Origin of the sequence: Parabacteroides goldsteinii, assembly GCF_020091425.1 — a bacterium.
Taxonomy (GTDB): Bacteria; Bacteroidota; Bacteroidia; order Bacteroidales; family Tannerellaceae; genus Parabacteroides; species Parabacteroides goldsteinii.
Map to the genome: position 1 here is coordinate 3,371,188 of NZ_CP081906.1, position 14,674 is coordinate 3,385,861.

13 protein-coding genes are annotated in these 14,674 nt (G+C 47.2%); 3 read left to right on the forward strand and 10 right to left on the reverse strand.

Translation table 11 applies throughout. The features are described from left to right. The first annotated feature begins 3 nt into the window (after positions 1 to 3). A complete protein-coding gene (gene gldH / locus K6V26_RS15090) occupies positions 4 to 432 on the forward strand; it encodes a gliding motility lipoprotein GldH (protein WP_232434129.1) in 429 nt (142 codons plus the stop codon). Here gldH and rodA read toward each other — a convergent pair whose 3' ends face one another. The 10 genes from rodA to K6V26_RS15140 all read right to left on the reverse strand — a co-directional run bounded on the left by rodA (position 433) and on the right by K6V26_RS15140 (position 11,035). Beyond that, the gene (rodA, locus tag K6V26_RS15095) at positions 433 to 1,878 is read right to left on the reverse strand and encodes a rod shape-determining protein RodA (RefSeq protein ID WP_394373152.1); all 1,446 of its coding nucleotides are present in this window, start codon (positions 1,876 to 1,878) and stop codon (positions 433 to 435) included. Next, entirely contained in the window at positions 1,868 to 3,745 is a 1,878-nt protein-coding gene (gene mrdA / locus K6V26_RS15100) for a penicillin-binding protein 2 (protein ID WP_195438618.1), read from the reverse strand. The genes rodA and mrdA overlap by 11 nt, the downstream gene beginning before the upstream one ends. Beyond that, positions 3,735 to 4,250, reverse strand: coding sequence for a rod shape-determining protein MreD (gene mreD, locus K6V26_RS15105; RefSeq protein WP_122327342.1), 516 nt, complete (start codon positions 4,248 to 4,250; stop codon positions 3,735 to 3,737). The genes mrdA and mreD overlap by 11 nt, the downstream gene beginning before the upstream one ends. Then, positions 4,243 to 5,097: a rod shape-determining protein MreC gene (mreC, locus tag K6V26_RS15110; protein WP_224265749.1), complete on the reverse strand. Its 855-nt coding sequence runs from the start codon at positions 5,095 to 5,097 to the stop codon at positions 4,243 to 4,245. Before mreC ends, mreD begins: the two co-directional genes overlap by 8 nt. 113 nt (positions 5,098 to 5,210) lie before the next feature. After that, a complete protein-coding gene (locus K6V26_RS15115) occupies positions 5,211 to 6,230 on the reverse strand; it encodes a rod shape-determining protein (RefSeq protein ID WP_007659018.1) in 1,020 nt (339 codons plus the stop codon). Positions 6,231 to 6,321: 91 nt separating this feature from the next. Next, entirely contained in the window at positions 6,322 to 7,845 is a 1,524-nt protein-coding gene (gene purH, locus K6V26_RS15120) for a bifunctional phosphoribosylaminoimidazolecarboxamide formyltransferase/IMP cyclohydrolase (RefSeq protein WP_007659019.1), read from the reverse strand. 168 nt (positions 7,846 to 8,013) lie between these two features. Continuing rightward, positions 8,014 to 8,283, reverse strand: coding sequence for an HU family DNA-binding protein (locus tag K6V26_RS15125; RefSeq protein ID WP_007659020.1), 270 nt, complete (start codon positions 8,281 to 8,283; stop codon positions 8,014 to 8,016). A gap of 400 nt (positions 8,284 to 8,683) precedes the next feature. Further along, positions 8,684 to 9,139: a hypothetical protein gene (locus tag K6V26_RS15130; RefSeq protein ID WP_224265750.1), complete on the reverse strand. Its 456-nt coding sequence runs from the start codon at positions 9,137 to 9,139 to the stop codon at positions 8,684 to 8,686. Between the two features lie 12 nt (positions 9,140 to 9,151). Next, positions 9,152 to 9,685, reverse strand: a complete 534-nt coding sequence (locus K6V26_RS15135; RefSeq protein ID WP_224265751.1) for a DUF3575 domain-containing protein — start codon at positions 9,683 to 9,685, stop codon at positions 9,152 to 9,154. A gap of 435 nt (positions 9,686 to 10,120) precedes the next feature. Continuing rightward, positions 10,121 to 11,035: a site-specific integrase gene (locus K6V26_RS15140; protein WP_224265752.1), complete on the reverse strand. Its 915-nt coding sequence runs from the start codon at positions 11,033 to 11,035 to the stop codon at positions 10,121 to 10,123. A gap of 125 nt (positions 11,036 to 11,160) precedes the next feature. On the opposite strand from K6V26_RS15140, the gene K6V26_RS15145 reads away from it, so the two are divergent. Together K6V26_RS15145 and K6V26_RS15150 are read left to right on the forward strand one after the other, a co-directional pair. After that, positions 11,161 to 12,774, forward strand: a complete 1,614-nt coding sequence (locus tag K6V26_RS15145) for an ABC-F family ATP-binding cassette domain-containing protein (protein ID WP_224265753.1) — start codon at positions 11,161 to 11,163, stop codon at positions 12,772 to 12,774. Between the two features lie 57 nt (positions 12,775 to 12,831). After that, positions 12,832 to 14,673 carry an LTA synthase family protein gene (locus tag K6V26_RS15150; RefSeq protein ID WP_224265754.1) on the forward strand — a complete coding sequence of 614 codons (1,842 nt, stop codon included), beginning with the start codon at positions 12,832 to 12,834 and terminating at the stop codon, positions 14,671 to 14,673. Position 14,674 lies beyond the last annotated feature (1 nt).

A 14,674-nucleotide genomic window follows, 5' to 3' on the forward strand; every position in this document is an offset into this window, starting at 1 on the left:
TTCATGTCCTTATGCTTCTCCTGCGATCAACAGGCCTTGTACGACCAGTACCAGGCCATTGATAATACAATGTGGGGGAAGGATAAGGAATATTATTTCTCTTTTCATGTAGACGACATTTCCGTTCCCTACAACCTGACATTCGAGGTTCGTAATAATAATATGTATCCTTACCAGAACCTCTGGCTTTTCTGCAATGAAGAGCAGCCGATCGGTCCTTTGAAACGGGATACGATAGAATGTGTGCTGGCTGACGAGTTCGGAAAATGGCACGGGCATGGCATATCCCTGTTCCAGTCCAGCTTTCCGATACGGACCAACTACAAATTCGAACACCCGGGGATGTACACATTCAGTTTCCGCCAGGGAATGCGCGACAGTACATTGAGAGGAATACAGGAAATCGGATTCCGGGTAGAAAAGACTAATTGATCATCGCTCTCTCCGGGAAGCATCCAGGCGCAGGAAGATAAACAACAAGATTGTAAATCCCAGCAAAGAAGAGCCTCCATAGCTGAAGAAAGGCAAGGGAATGCCGATTACGGGCGTTATTCCGGTAACCATTCCCACATTTATCGCCAGGTGAAAGAAGAAGATGGAGGCTACGCTATAGCCATACACCCGGGCAAAAGCCGTATTCTGCCGCTCGGAAAGAATAACCAGCCGGATGATAAATATCCCGAACAAGATCAGCACCACAGAGGATCCGATAAAACCGTGCTCCTCTCCTACGGTACAGAATATAAAGTCTGTTTCCTGTTCCGGCACATATTTCAGCTTTGTTTGCGTCCCGTTCAGGAAACCTTTTCCGGTCAGTCCTCCCGACCCGATAGCGATCTTCGACTGGTTCACGTTGTAACCGGCACCGCTCGGATCATCTTCCAATCCCAACGAAACTTTGATACGGATCTGCTGATGGGGTTCCAGTATCTCGTCGAACACATAATCCACCGAATACATGAAGGCCATCGACCCCAAAGCAAAGGCGGCGATCAGTGCATAATGCCAGACCCAGTTACGCATAGAAAGATATACCAGGTAAACGACAGCCAGTCCGACCAATCCCATCGAAACCCAGGCAAAGTTTACGGGAACAAACAAGGACGTAATATAAGCAGCCAAATACACGATAGCCGTTCCTCCAAGCATAACCTGCAATGCCATCCTGTCCCTGCGGACTGTCGCCACAAGAAAAAAGGAGATAACCAGTATCATAGAGGAAACAATCAACTCTCCCATATCCGTCGCACCTACTACTGCATCCGAAAATTTCATCGTAGTTACAAAAAACGCCACCGCACAAACACCAGCCAGCAAAATATATCCGGACATCCCCTCCCTGTACAACATCAGGAAAAAAGCAAAATAAACCAAAGCCGAGCCAGTCTCCTTTTGCAGAATAATACAGATCATCGGCAGAAAAATCAGCAGAAGCGTTATAGAGAAGTTCTTGACAGTAGTCAGCTGAAATCCATAGGAATTCATAAACTTGGCCACTGCCAGAGCTGTAGCGAACTTCGCAAATTCAGCAGGTTGTATACGAAATGAACCCAGCTGCAACCAAGAATGGGACCCCTTTATATTGGGAGCAAAAAAGATGGTCGCTATCAGCAGAACGATAATTCCCGCATAGATCAGGTAAGCAAAGACATCAAAGAAATCGCTTTCCAACATCAGTATGACAAAAATAACCACCATCGAAACGCCCACCCACATCAGCTGCGACCCCGGACGCCCATTTATATCAAATAAACTCATGCTGTCAAACTCAAAGCTGGCACCACAAATCGTAAACCAACCGGCCACTATCATCAACAAATAAAAGATGATGGTAAACCAGTCAATCGTTTTCCATATTTCAGTCTTTCTATACCCCACTATTTCCCAATAAATAAACATGATCTTCGGTAACAACCGAATTCACCATTTTTTCTTCCAACGCTTTATCCTCAGGTGCAATCTCACCTTTCAGATACAATTCCATCATCAACTTTCCGATAGGCACTCCGAACGCTGCCCCGAAACCGCCATTCTGGACATATACGCAGATAGCGACTTTCGGATTTTTATAAGGAGCGAAACCTATAAAAGCGGAATGATCCTTTCCATGAGGATTTTCGGCCGTACCGGTTTTTCCGCATACTTCAATACCCGGTATCGCCGCAGCCCAACAAGTCCCTCCCAGTACTGCATTACGCATACCTTCTGCCACTATTTCATAATATTTTGAATCCACCGTCGGATAACGTTTTTCTGTATAAAGCGAATCCAAAGGGGTATCCTGTATTTCTTTTACGACATGAGGAGTAATAAAATAGCCCCGGTTGGCGATCGTTGCCGCCAGGTTACAGATCTGCAACGGCGTGGCGGTTACTTCTCCCTGCCCGATCGCAATAGATATGACCGTTGTAGAAGTCCAGCGATGATAATAATTATCATAAAATTCACTGTTCGGAATAAAACCTCTCCGCTCCCCAGGCAAATCGATTCCCAACTTATAACCGTATCCCATAGAAACCAGATGATTCTTCCAGACCTCAAAACCTTTCTGTATAGTCGGGTAACGACGACGGCTATCCAGCATATCATGCAGCCCCCAGCAAAAATAAGAGTTACAGGAAGTTGCCAAAGCCGGAACCAGGCTCAAAGGAGACATATGTCCGTGACAAGCCGGTTTTCTTTTCGATGAGAAAGTATACCCATGTGCACAAGTATACATGGTTTCGGGCGTTATCACCCCTTCCTGTAAAAAGATCAGTCCCTGTGTCGGTTTAAATGTAGAACCGGGAGGGTAATAACCGGTTATGGAACGGTCGATAAGCGGAGTCTGAGGATCTTCTTCCAGCATCTTATGGTTTTTCCCACGCTGGCGCCCGACCAGTAAACTCGGATCATAATTAGGAGAAGAGACCATACAAAGAACTTCGCCTGTCTTCGGCTCGATCATCACGATACTACCAACCTTATTCTTCATCAACTTTTCTCCATAAGCCTGCAAATTAATATCGATTGCAAGTTTTAGGTTCTTACCGGAAACAGGAGTTATATCGCTGTTCCCGTCATCATATTTCCCTTTGATACGACCATGCACATCCCGTAAGAGAATCTCCACGCCCTTCTCCCCGCGCAGTTCCTTTTCATAGGAACGTTCAACACCCGCGCGCCCGGAGTTATCGCCTTGTACATAATAATCGTCTTTTTCTATATCCTTCCGGTTCACCTCACCGATATTACCCAGTATATGTGCCGCATAAGGATATTCATATTGGCGGATCGTACGGTTCTGGATATAAAAGCCCGGAAATTTATATAGTTTTTCCTGCAATACCCCGCACTCCTGAGCCGAAAGATGGTTCATAAACAGTTGTGGGACATACGACGAGTATCCCGGATTCAACCGCCGGTTCTTTATTTCTGCGATCCGTTTTTCAAACTGTTCTTTTGTAATACTCAGGATATTACAGAAATCCAACGTATCGAACGGCTGGATTTCGCGCATGATAAGCATCACATCGTAAGCTGGCTGGTTATAAACCAGCAGTTTGTCATTACGGTCATAAATCATTCCGCGTGAAGGCGGCAAAGTCTTTTTCAGGAACGCATTGCTGTCTGCCCATGCTTTATAATCGTTCTCAACCACCTGAAGGTAGAATAAACGGATGATAAAGACGAGAACCAGCAGAACCACAGCGCCTATTATCACATAGCGCCTGTTCTCAAGTGTATACTTCGTATTAGTCTCCACTCTTTTGTGTCTCTATATTGAATGCTTCTATTGTACAAATTAATAATGTAGTCGTTACCACACTCGCTCCGATACGGATGGCAAGGAATAACGGATCGAACAGCGTCAACGATTCGATCAGGAATAAAGTGACATGGTGGATCACCACAAATGAAAGCACATATCGGAAGAAGCCACCATAGCCAAAGGTCTTATAGGAAGGATAAATCCCCTCGGGCAAGTCCTTCCCCATAAAAAAACGTATCAGCGGTTCACGGATAAATCCGGCCAACGTGCAGGCTGCCGCATGCATTCCGGGAGTATTTGAAAACATATCGATCACCAGGCCGATAAGGAAAGAGAAAAGAACGACCAGGTCGCGCGACGTACCCACCGGCATCTTTATAATAAAATAAAGATACAGGAACGGCGTTGCAATCCGCAGGAAATGGATATTATTCAAGATCAAGACCTGAATTAATACCAGTACAACGAAATAAACCAATCCCCGTAATAAATTAATCATTTCTTCTCGCCTCTTGTTCTACTCTTCTTTGTTCTGCCTGATTATAATTATTGATGATACGGACATTATTCAGTGCCTGAAAGTCCGTAGCCAATTCCACCTCCAGTGAAAAAAAGTTGTCATCATGCTGTTTTTCAAAATCTGCCACCGTACCGACAATCAGCCCTGCCGGAAACACGCTCGAATAACCGCTTGTCACGATCGTATCTCCCTTCTGGAACTCCACATGACGCGGCAATTCTTCCAGATTGGCAAAACGGATATCACGCCCTTTCCAACTCAAAGCCCCGAAATAAGTACTTCCCAACACTTTGCAACTCAACCGCGATTTCGGATTAAGCAAAGGTATGATCACAGAGAAATGATCGTTCACCGTTGAAACAATTCCTACAACTCCTCTTTCGGAAACAACTCCCATATCTGGTGCTATTCCGTCTTTACTTCCTTTGTTTACAGTGATATAATTCGAAAGATGACTGACACTGTTATTCACCACCCCAGCCAGGATAAAACTATATGCAAACTGCTCGGTCGAATCAGGAGCAAACCCGGCAAAAGCAACCGTATCCGCCACCATCATATCCAGACGGTCCTGCAACTCCAGCAATTCCATCTCCAGTTGCCCGTTCCTTTCCAGCAATTCCTTGTTAATCTCATGCAGGTTCAGATACGATGTTACATAACCGGAAACGGACGCAATATGTCCTGTCAATACGTTTGCCGAACTGAAGATGATATTCCGCTGGTATGCATTATTACGATAAATCAGCATCAGCGAAACAATCTCAAGCAAAACGAACAAGAACCAATGCCTCTTTCTTACCAGGAAGTCCAGCAGTTTACGCATAAATAATAATGTGCCAATTTGATAATGTGCCAATATGCCAATTAATCAATACACCGACGAATGTGTCTTTTATTGGCACATTGGCATATTGATTAACTGGCACATTATTCCCCTTATCGAATAAGGAAATTAAATTTATCTATATTCTTTAATGCTACGCCTGTACCTATTGCAACCGCATGCAACGGATCTTCTGCAATATGGAACGGGATATTGATCTTATCCGTCAGACGTTTGTCAAGCCCGCGCATCAAAGCACCGCCACCTGCCAGATAGATACCGTTACGTACGATATCGGCATACAGTTCGGGAGGAGTCTGCTCGAGTGCACTCAGAATAGCTGCCTCCATCTTGGAGATCGATTTCTCCAGGCAATGTGCGATTTCCTGATAAGAAACGGGAACTTCCATCGGAAGAGCCGTCATCTGGTTCGGACCATGTACGATATAATCTTCAGGAGGATTATCCAGAAACGTCAGGGCTGAACCGACATTGATCTTGATCAGTTCGGCAGTACGTTCACCCACCTTCACATTGTGCTGGCGGCGCATATATTCCATAATATCAGCCGTCAGGTCATCTCCTGCAATACGGATCGATTTATTGGAAACGATACCGCCCAGCGAGATAACAGCGATCTCGGTCGTACCACCGCCTATATCCACGATCATATTGCCTTCAGGTGCTTCTACATCGATACCGATACCGATTGCAGCAGCCATAGGTTCATAAATCATGTAGACGTCGCGTCCGCCGGCATGCTCGGCAGAGTCGCGTACAGCACGGATCTCCACTTCAGTACTGCCCGAAGGAATACAAACCACGATGCGCAGCGAAGGTGAGAACCAGCGGTGTTTCGGATTTATCATTTTAATCATGCCGCGTATCATTTGCTCGGCAGCAAAGAAGTCGGCAATCACGCCATCGCGGAGCGGACGGATCGTACGAATATTCTCGTGCGTCTTTCCGTGCATCTGGCGTGCCTTTTCTCCGACCGCCAATACTTTGTCGGTACGCCGGTCGAGGGCAACTACCGATGGCTGATCCACTACGACCTTACCACCACTGATGATGATGGTATTCGCAGTACCCAGGTCCATCGCTATTTCTTGTGTGAAAGAAAATAATCCCATAAAAATAATGTGTTAATTTGCCAATGTGCTAATGTGCCAATGAAAAGTGCTTATAATTGGCACATTGGCATATTGTCTTATTGGCATATTATTAATGTTTGAAATGACGGACACCCGTCTTAACCATAGCCAAGCCATGCTCGTTGCAATAATCAACAGACAGCTTGTCATTTACAGAACCACCCGGCTGAATAACAGCAGTAATACCTGCTTTATCAGCTATTTCAACACAGTCAGGGAAAGGGAAAAATGCATCAGAAGCCATAACGGCACCTTTCAAATCGAATTCGAAAGCGTTTGCCTTTTCAATGGCCTGTTTCAAAGAATCCACGCGAGATGTCTGACCGATACCGCTTGCGCAAAGTTGTTTGTTCTTTACCAAAGTGATAGCGTTCGATTTGCTGTGCTTCACCAGTTTATTAGCGAACAACAGGTCCTCTGTTTCCTGTGCGGAAGGTTGTTTGTCAGTCATCGGTTCCAGATCTGCGGCAGTCTGGATACTCAGGTCTTTTTCCTGCATCAATGCACCATTTAACAGTGAACGGAATTGCATCGGACAAGTCTTTGCATCCTTGCGGACCAGGATGATGCGGTTTTTCTTCTGCATCAACACTTCCAAAGCGTCTTTTGTATATTCCGGGGCGATGATTACTTCGAAGAAAATCTTGTTGATCTCTTCGGCTACTTCTTTATCGATTGCGCTGTTGGTAATCAGGATACCGCCGAATGCAGAAACCGGGTCTCCGGCCAGTGCCTCTTTCCATGCTTCAAGCACAGTCGGACGGGATGCGATACCGCAGGCATTATTATGTTTCAGGATAGCGAATGTCAGTTCGTCGAACTCGTCGATCAGGCTAACGGCAGCATCGATATCCAACAGGTTGTTGTAGGAGATCTCTTTACCATGGATCTGGTCGAACATATCGTTGAACTTGCCATAGTATTTAGCAGCCTGGTGAGGATTTTCACCATAACGCAGGTGCATCGGCTGGTCTACGGCAGCACGGAAATGCGAACCCTCGCCTCCATCGAAATAATTGAAAATAGCAGAGTCATAGCCGGATGAAACAGCAAATGCTTCTTTGGCGAACCATTTACGGTCTTCCAGGGAAGTTTCTGCACCCTTTTCATTCAACACCTGCATCAACGGCTGATACTGTGCTTTGGATGCTACGATCACTACATCTTTAAAGTTTTTTGCAGCGGCACGGATCAATGAGATACCGCCTATATCTATCTTTTCGATAATTGCCTGTTCTTCTGCGCCTGAAGCTACTGTTTCTTCAAACGGATAGAGGTCTACAATCACCAGGTCGATTTCAGGAATTTCGTATTCTGCAATCTGCGCTTTATCGCCTTCGTTATCTCTGCGGTTGAGAATACCTCCAAAAACTTTCGGGTGAAGAGTCTTAACACGTCCTCCCAGGATAGAAGGATAACCGGTCAGGTCTTCCACTGCATCGCAAGGGATATTTAATGATTCGATAAATGTCTGAGTTCCACCTGTTGACACGAAGGTTACACCTTCGCTATGAAGTTTCTTTAATATTTCATCCAGTCCCTCTTTATGGTATACAGAGACCAATGCACGCTTGATACGTTTTGTTGCAGCCATCTTTGTTCGGTTTATTTTAATGTTTTAGAGCACAAAAGTAGATAATTATTTTCAATAAGCACATAGGATAAGTAAATTTCTTTCCATAACAAAAGCGGGGATTTTTCATGCTATCCTGTTGATAGTGAAAAGTCCCCGCCATAAATAACGGAACGAACGCGATCCGTGTTAACGTTTATTCATTGCTCTCAACAAATTCTTACCAACCTTAAACCTGACGCTGGTACGGGGAGCGATCGGACAACTCTCTCCGGTACGGGGATTACGGCCTGCACGAAAACTCTGTTTCCAGGGACGGAAAGTGCCGAAGCCTTGCAGAACAATATCGTTCCCGTCACTCAGTCCCTCCTCCATCAGAACCTCCACCATCTGCCGCGCAACCACCTCGGTACATCCGACCCGGGATGCCATTGATTTTATTAAGTCTGTTTTATTCATAATTATTAGGTTGTTTCTGTTATTATCAAAATAGAACTATCCAATTATAGACTGATTGTTACTGGCTCCCCTCTTGAGAGACTGTGTAAAAACTAGTCTCTCGAGAGGGGAGAGAGACACTTTCGTCGCTGATAATCAACTCTAACATAACCTGGCGGTTGATGGCGGTGCGGGGTAGGTTTTTACGTCTTCACGGTCGAGGTAATGGCCGGCGGGTAGTAACGAGCTACGCGGTACATCTCCGACAGGGTGAGCCGGGCGGGATGCGAATATAAGAGGCGGGCGGCTTCGGCGTCGCTAACCGGAGCCGATTCTTAACTGAGGCGCAGTTCCACGCGGCGCAGGTAGGGGAAGATGTCGCGCAGTAGTTCGCCGTAGACGCGGCCGTCTTCCAGTTGCATCAGGTAGGTTTCGCAGCCTTCGAAGATGCCGTAGTTGTCGATGATGAAACAGACTGCTTCCGCATAGGGTTTGCCGGAAACAGAGACCATGCGGCGCAGTTCCTCCAGTCTTCCGCCACGTTGCCACAGATCACCGGGCAGCCTTCCGACAGGTAACGGCGGCTGATGTAGGTGCGGAACTCTTCGGCACGCTGGCGCGACAATGTCTCGTTATGCTGGTAGGAGCCTTCGGGCGAGGCGTAGCTGGCGACCAGCACCTGACGAAACTGCGAAATACCGGATTCATCTTCGGGGATCAGGAAACGGATTTCCTTGTTATAGCGGTTGTAGATCGCGGCAGTGGGTTCGCCGGCTATCTTCACACAGGGCGGTACTCCTTCCCCACCCTCTGCGAGGGTACGGGCCGGAAGGGCGGCGGAAAAGGCTATATATAATATGTATAGGAAATGTTTCATATGCCGGGCGGATTAGTGGATAAAAAAGATCAGGGAGACGTCCGCACGCGTCGGGCCGAAATAATGACGGCGGAATATTCCGAGCACTTCCGTACAGTCGTAGCAGACGTATTTTTCATATTGCATATAGGCGTAGCCGGCACCGACAAACGCTTCCCCCCAATGGCGGCCGATCACCCAATGGTAGCCCCGGTAGTTTTTCTCTTCCATTCCCGGGATAAACGGGATATTTCCGATATTGAAATGGCCGTAGTGGCCGTGAAGGCCGAAGAAGTGGCCCTCATACGTCTGGCAGGGCCAGTAGCGCAGTTCGGGTTGTACCAGGTAATGTTTGAGCGACATATCGTTTTTGAACTCCCAGGCATTGTAAGCGCCCCAAAGGTCAAGACTCATTTTCCTGCCCAGGCGGAACTCGAATCCCATATTCGGGGTGCTCGTTCCCCAATAGAGAAGGTTACTTTTCAACGACACATGTTGTCCGTGAAGAGGAATGGATACCATATGCAAACACATGAGTATCAATATATAAAAGAGTCTCTTTCCCATCGTTTATCTTTCTTTACCCCATAGACCTTATTTACGAAATAAGGTACCGGGCTTCATTTTGGGGAAAGAAAAAGACCTGTAAACTGATAGGAAAAAGGCTTTTTTAAAGGGGAAAAAGACTGGTTTCGCACAGGTTTATATAGTGAAAGGGTGTTAATTAGATTGATGCCCAGGGGCATTATGCGCCCAAACAGGCGGGATAAGACTTTTTAAGTAAAAGTTAGTAGCTGACAGACAAAAATAGTTGCTTTGGCATCACTTAGGTACATAACAATCTAGTCCAAAGCAAATTCATGTTTCAGAAATATGTTAATATATGCTTCCACTTTGTTTTTATTCCCTATCTTTGCCGTGCAAGATGCTTTGAAAAACAAGTTTTACTGCATTGTAGAAGTTAATATTAATACTTGCCACCCTTATTTCGTAAATAAGGGTTCAGGCCCTTTCCAGAAACATATCGGCCGCTTTCTTTGTAATCTTCGCATTCGCCTTGTTCAGTACCGACTGGTCCAGTTGGGCCAGGTAGATACGGGTTGTCTTCTCCGAAGTATGTCCCATGGCCTGGCTGATTACTGCCACCGGGATATTCTGACGGAGTGCCTCGGTAGCCCACGAATGGCGTGCCACATAGGAGGTCAGCTTCACCGACAGATGCAGGCGCTCACCGATAATCACAAGCAGGCTGTTGTATTTACGGAGTGCAGTTTTATAGGCTTCGTGCCCGTCCTTGCCCGCCGAGAGGACCGGGAAAAGGTAAGGGGAACCTTTCTGCCCGTACTTTCTCAAGAGTAACCGCATGGCAGGCGTAATCCCCACCCGTATCAGTGCCCCGGTCTTATGCCGGTAATAGACGATCTCACCGCCCACGATGTTTTTCTTTGTCAGGTAGGCAAGATCCACAAAAGGGATTCCGCAGGCGAGGTAAGAAAAAATAAACAGATCGAGCGCTTCACACAGCGAAGGTTCCCCCGGATAGTCCGCCTGCATCACTTTATTGACTTCCGCGATCTTCAAGGCACGTTTGGCCGTTTCCTCCCGTTTGAGATGCAACCCGGCAAAAGGGTCGCAGGCCGGTCCGGGCAATCCTTCCCGCAAAGCGGTATGGCAAAGTGCCCGGAAACTGCTCAGGTAACTGTTCACCGTATTCACCGCCAGCCCTTCGGCGCGCAGCGAACTGCCAAAATCATCCACCATGGCGGCGGTTATATCTGTCCATTGCAGCGAAGCGCCTTTCCAAAAACGGTACAGTCGGTTGCGAACCACACGGTAGAGATCAGCCGTACTATCCTTTCCCGCCTCCCGTTTCCGGGCGACCTGAAAGTCCATGTAAACGAAAATGTTTTGTGTCATATTTCTTATATCATTATAGAAAAAAACAAATGTACAACAAGTTATACGCTGCGGGAAGTTCCAAAAAGTCAATAGATTTTAGTATCTTTGCGCACTCATTCGAAAAATTAATAGGTATTCAATATATGATAACGGTAAACAATCTGGACGTACAGTTCGGCAAACGTATCCTCTTTCAGGATGTAAACATGAAGTTTACGCCGGGTAACTGCTACGGTATTATCGGTGCCAACGGTGCCGGAAAATCAACATTTCTCCGCGTAATCAGCAAACAACTCGACCCGACACGCGGTTCGGTAACTTTAGGCCCGGGAGAACGTCTTTCGGTATTAAGCCAGGACCACTTTGCTTTCGACGAATATACAGTTATGGACACGGTCCTGATGGGACACACCACCTTGTGGGAAGTCATGAGCGAAAAGAATGCGCTTTACGAAAAGCCTGACTTCAGCGATGCCGACGGTATCCGCGTTTCGGAACTCGAAGAGAAGTTCGCCGAAATGGAAGGATGGAACGCCGAAAGCGATGCAGCCAACCTGTTGAGCGGCCTGGGTATCGCCGAAGAGTACCATTACAGCATGATGAAAGACCTGAGCGGTAAGCAGAAGGTGCGTATATTACTTGCCCGCGCCCTTTTCGGACAGCCGGACAACCTGCTACTGGATGAGCCGACCAACGACCTCGACCTGGAAACGGTGAGCTGGCTGGAAAATTACTTGTCCAACTCCGACCACACGATCCTGGTAGTGAGCCACGACCGTCACTTCCTCGACTCTGTCTGTACACACACCGTAGATATCGACTTCGGTAAACTGCAAATGTTTGCCGGTAACTATAGCTTCTGGTACGAATCAAGCCAGTTGGCACTCCGCCAGCAGCAGAACCAGAACAAGAAAGCGGAAGAAAAGAAAAAGGAACTGGAAGAGTTTATCCGCCGTTTCAGTGCCAACGTGGCGAAGTCCAAACAGACTACCAGCCGTAAGAAGATGATCGAAAAGCTGAATATCGAAGAGATCAAGCCGTCTTCACGCCGTTATCCGGGTATTATCTTTACCCCGAATCGCGAACCGGGCAACCAGATTCTCGAAGTGAAAGGACTGACGAAAAGCATCGAAGGCAAGGTATTGTTCAAGGATCTGAACTTCAACGTAGAGAAGGAAGACAAGATTGTTTTCATCAGCCGTGACCCGCGTGCCATGACTGCCCTCTTCCAGATTATCAACGGAGAAGAAAAGCCGGAAGCCGGTACTTTCCAATGGGGCCAGACGATCACAACGACCTATCTACCGCTGGATAATGCCAAATATTTCGATTCCGATTATAACCTGATCGACTGGTTGAGCCAGTTCGCCGGAGATACCAACGAAGTATTCCTGAAAGGTTTCCTCGGCCGTATGTTGTTCTCGGGTGAAGAATTGCTGAAAAAGGTCAGCGTATTGTCCGGAGGTGAAAAGATGCGTTGTATGATTTCCCGGATGATGTTGACGGATGCAAACTGCCTGATCCTGGATACACCGACCAACCACCTGGATCTGGAATCTATCCAGGCATTCAATAATACGTTGCAGTCATTCAGAGGAAACGTCCTTTTCTCCAGTCATGACCACGAGTTCATCCAGACGGTGGCAAACCGTATTATCGAACTGACCCCTAACGGCATCATCGACAAGATGATGGATTACGATGATTACATCACCGATCCGACAGTAGCCGAATTACGAGAAAAGTTATATAAATAGTAACTTTTCCCCTCTGGAGAGGGGGCAGGGGGTGTGTATTACATATATTATATAGAGATGAAAAAGCGGTTGTTATTTCTTCTGACAGTATTTATTGGTTGGCTTCCGGTCCTCGCCATTCAAAAGCCGGTCTTCATGTTATATCACCATGCCTTAGCGAACGGGTGTTCGCTAACCGATTACCTTAAGGTAATTACTCATGGGTTGTTGCTTGATTGTACGGTTTCTGGATATCTGACAGTTATTCCGCTTCTCTCTGTATTGATTTCCATCTGGTTGCCGGGGAGGTTCTATCAGAAGTTCCTGAAAAGTTATTTCCTGATTATGGGAATCGTGGTTGCAGCCATCTTTGCGGTTGACGTTGCCTTGTATGGTTATTGGGGGTTCAGGCTGGACGCCACCCTGTTCTTTTACCTGCAATCGCCCGCCGATGCCATGGCCAGCGTGCCGGTCGGTACATTCCTGCTTCAGTTCGCTCTTTTCGGGATCTATGCTTACGGGATATTCTGGTTGTTTAAACGGTTTATCGTACCTTTATTTCCCGTGACCCCGGCCCAAAACAGATTGGGAGGGACCATCATAGTCCTGCTGCTCGCCGGCATCCTTTTCATTCCGATCCGGGGAGGCGTGACTACTTCAACCGCCAATGTCGGCATGGTCTATTTCAGCAAAAACCAGTTTCTGAACCACTCAGCGATCAATCCGGCATTCAGCCTGCTCGCTTCTCTCAGCAAACAACAGGATTTTGCCGCCCAGTTCAATTTCTTCCCGGAAGAAGAGAGAAAGGAGCGTTATGCCGCACTGACCCTTCCGGATGACAGCCTGACAAATAACACGGAAAAGGTCAACCTGCTGACAACCGACCGTCCAAACATACTGATCATCCTGATGGAAAGCTTTACGGCAAACGCCATCGAAGCCGTGGGAGGAGAAGCGGGGATCACCCCGAATCTGAACAGGCTGAGCAAAGAGGGGATCACCTTCACCAATATGTATGCCAACTCCTTCCGTACCGACAGGGGGATTGTTGCCGTACTGAACGGTTACCTGGCACAGCCGACGACTTCCATCATGAAGTATCCCGCCAAAAGCCAGACACTTCCTTCTATCGCCAAAAGCCTGGGAGAACAGGGATATATAGCCGATATGCTTTACGGAGGAGATATCAACTTTACAAATATGCAAAGTTACTTCTTCAGTTCGGGATACAGCCAAATCACTGCCGACCGTGACTTTCCTCTATCCAGCCGCCTCAGCAAATGGGGAGCAAACGATGATATTACATTCACCCATCTATACGAATCGATCAAAGACCGGGATGAAAAGACGCCGTGGCTCAGTACATTCCTGACATTGAGCAGCCATGAACCGTTCGAAGTGCCTTTCCACCATCTGGATGACCCGTATCTCAACTCCGTTGCATTTACCGACAGTTGCATCGGTAGCTTTATAGATAAGCTAAAGGAATTGCCAACCTGGAAGAACACGCTGATCGTGCTGGTATCCGACCACGGTTTCCGTTATCCTTCAACACTGACGGATTACGAACCCCGCCGTTTCCACATCCCGATGATCTGGTTGGGCGGAGCCGTTAAAGAGCCGATGGTGATCGACACCTATGCCAACCAGACAGACCTGGCTGCCACCCTATTGTGCCAGCTGAACCTGCCGCACGACTCCTTCATATTCAGCCGCGACATACTCGATCCCGGCTCCCCCAAATATGCCTTCTACACCTTCCCCAACGGATTCGGTTTCATCGACAGCACAGGCGTTTCAGTATACGACAACGAAAGCAACAAACCCTTGCTCGAAACTCCGGTAACAAACAGCGAAACCCGCCTGAATAAAGGCAAAGTACTGTTACAAACGCTGTATGACGATTTGGGTAGCAGGTGAA

What these genes read in the sequence shown, in the direction of transcription:
- K6V26_RS15130 (WP_224265750.1), bottom strand. Translation starts at nt 9,139, where the DNA reads ATGAAACATTTCCTATACATATTATATATAGCCTTTTCCGCCGCCCTT.
- K6V26_RS15125 (WP_007659020.1), bottom strand. Translation starts at nt 8,283, where the DNA reads ATGAATAAAACAGACTTAATAAAATCAATGGCATCCCGGGTCGGATGT.
- K6V26_RS15145 (WP_224265753.1), top strand. Translation starts at nt 11,161, where the DNA reads ATGATAACGGTAAACAATCTGGACGTACAGTTCGGCAAACGTATCCTC.
- K6V26_RS15150 (WP_224265754.1), top strand. Translation starts at nt 12,832, where the DNA reads ATGAAAAAGCGGTTGTTATTTCTTCTGACAGTATTTATTGGTTGGCTT.
- K6V26_RS15140 (WP_224265752.1), bottom strand. Translation starts at nt 11,035, where the DNA reads ATGACACAAAACATTTTCGTTTACATGGACTTTCAGGTCGCCCGGAAA.
- purH (WP_007659019.1), bottom strand. Translation starts at nt 7,845, where the DNA reads ATGGCTGCAACAAAACGTATCAAGCGTGCATTGGTCTCTGTATACCAT.
- K6V26_RS15135 (WP_224265751.1), bottom strand. Translation starts at nt 9,685, where the DNA reads ATGGGAAAGAGACTCTTTTATATATTGATACTCATGTGTTTGCATATG.
- K6V26_RS15115 (WP_007659018.1), bottom strand. Translation starts at nt 6,230, where the DNA reads ATGGGATTATTTTCTTTCACACAAGAAATAGCGATGGACCTGGGTACT.
- mreD (WP_122327342.1), bottom strand. Translation starts at nt 4,250, where the DNA reads ATGATTAATTTATTACGGGGATTGGTTTATTTCGTTGTACTGGTATTA.
- mreC (WP_224265749.1), bottom strand. Translation starts at nt 5,097, where the DNA reads ATGCGTAAACTGCTGGACTTCCTGGTAAGAAAGAGGCATTGGTTCTTG.
- gldH (WP_232434129.1), top strand. Translation starts at nt 4, where the DNA reads ATGTCCTTATGCTTCTCCTGCGATCAACAGGCCTTGTACGACCAGTAC.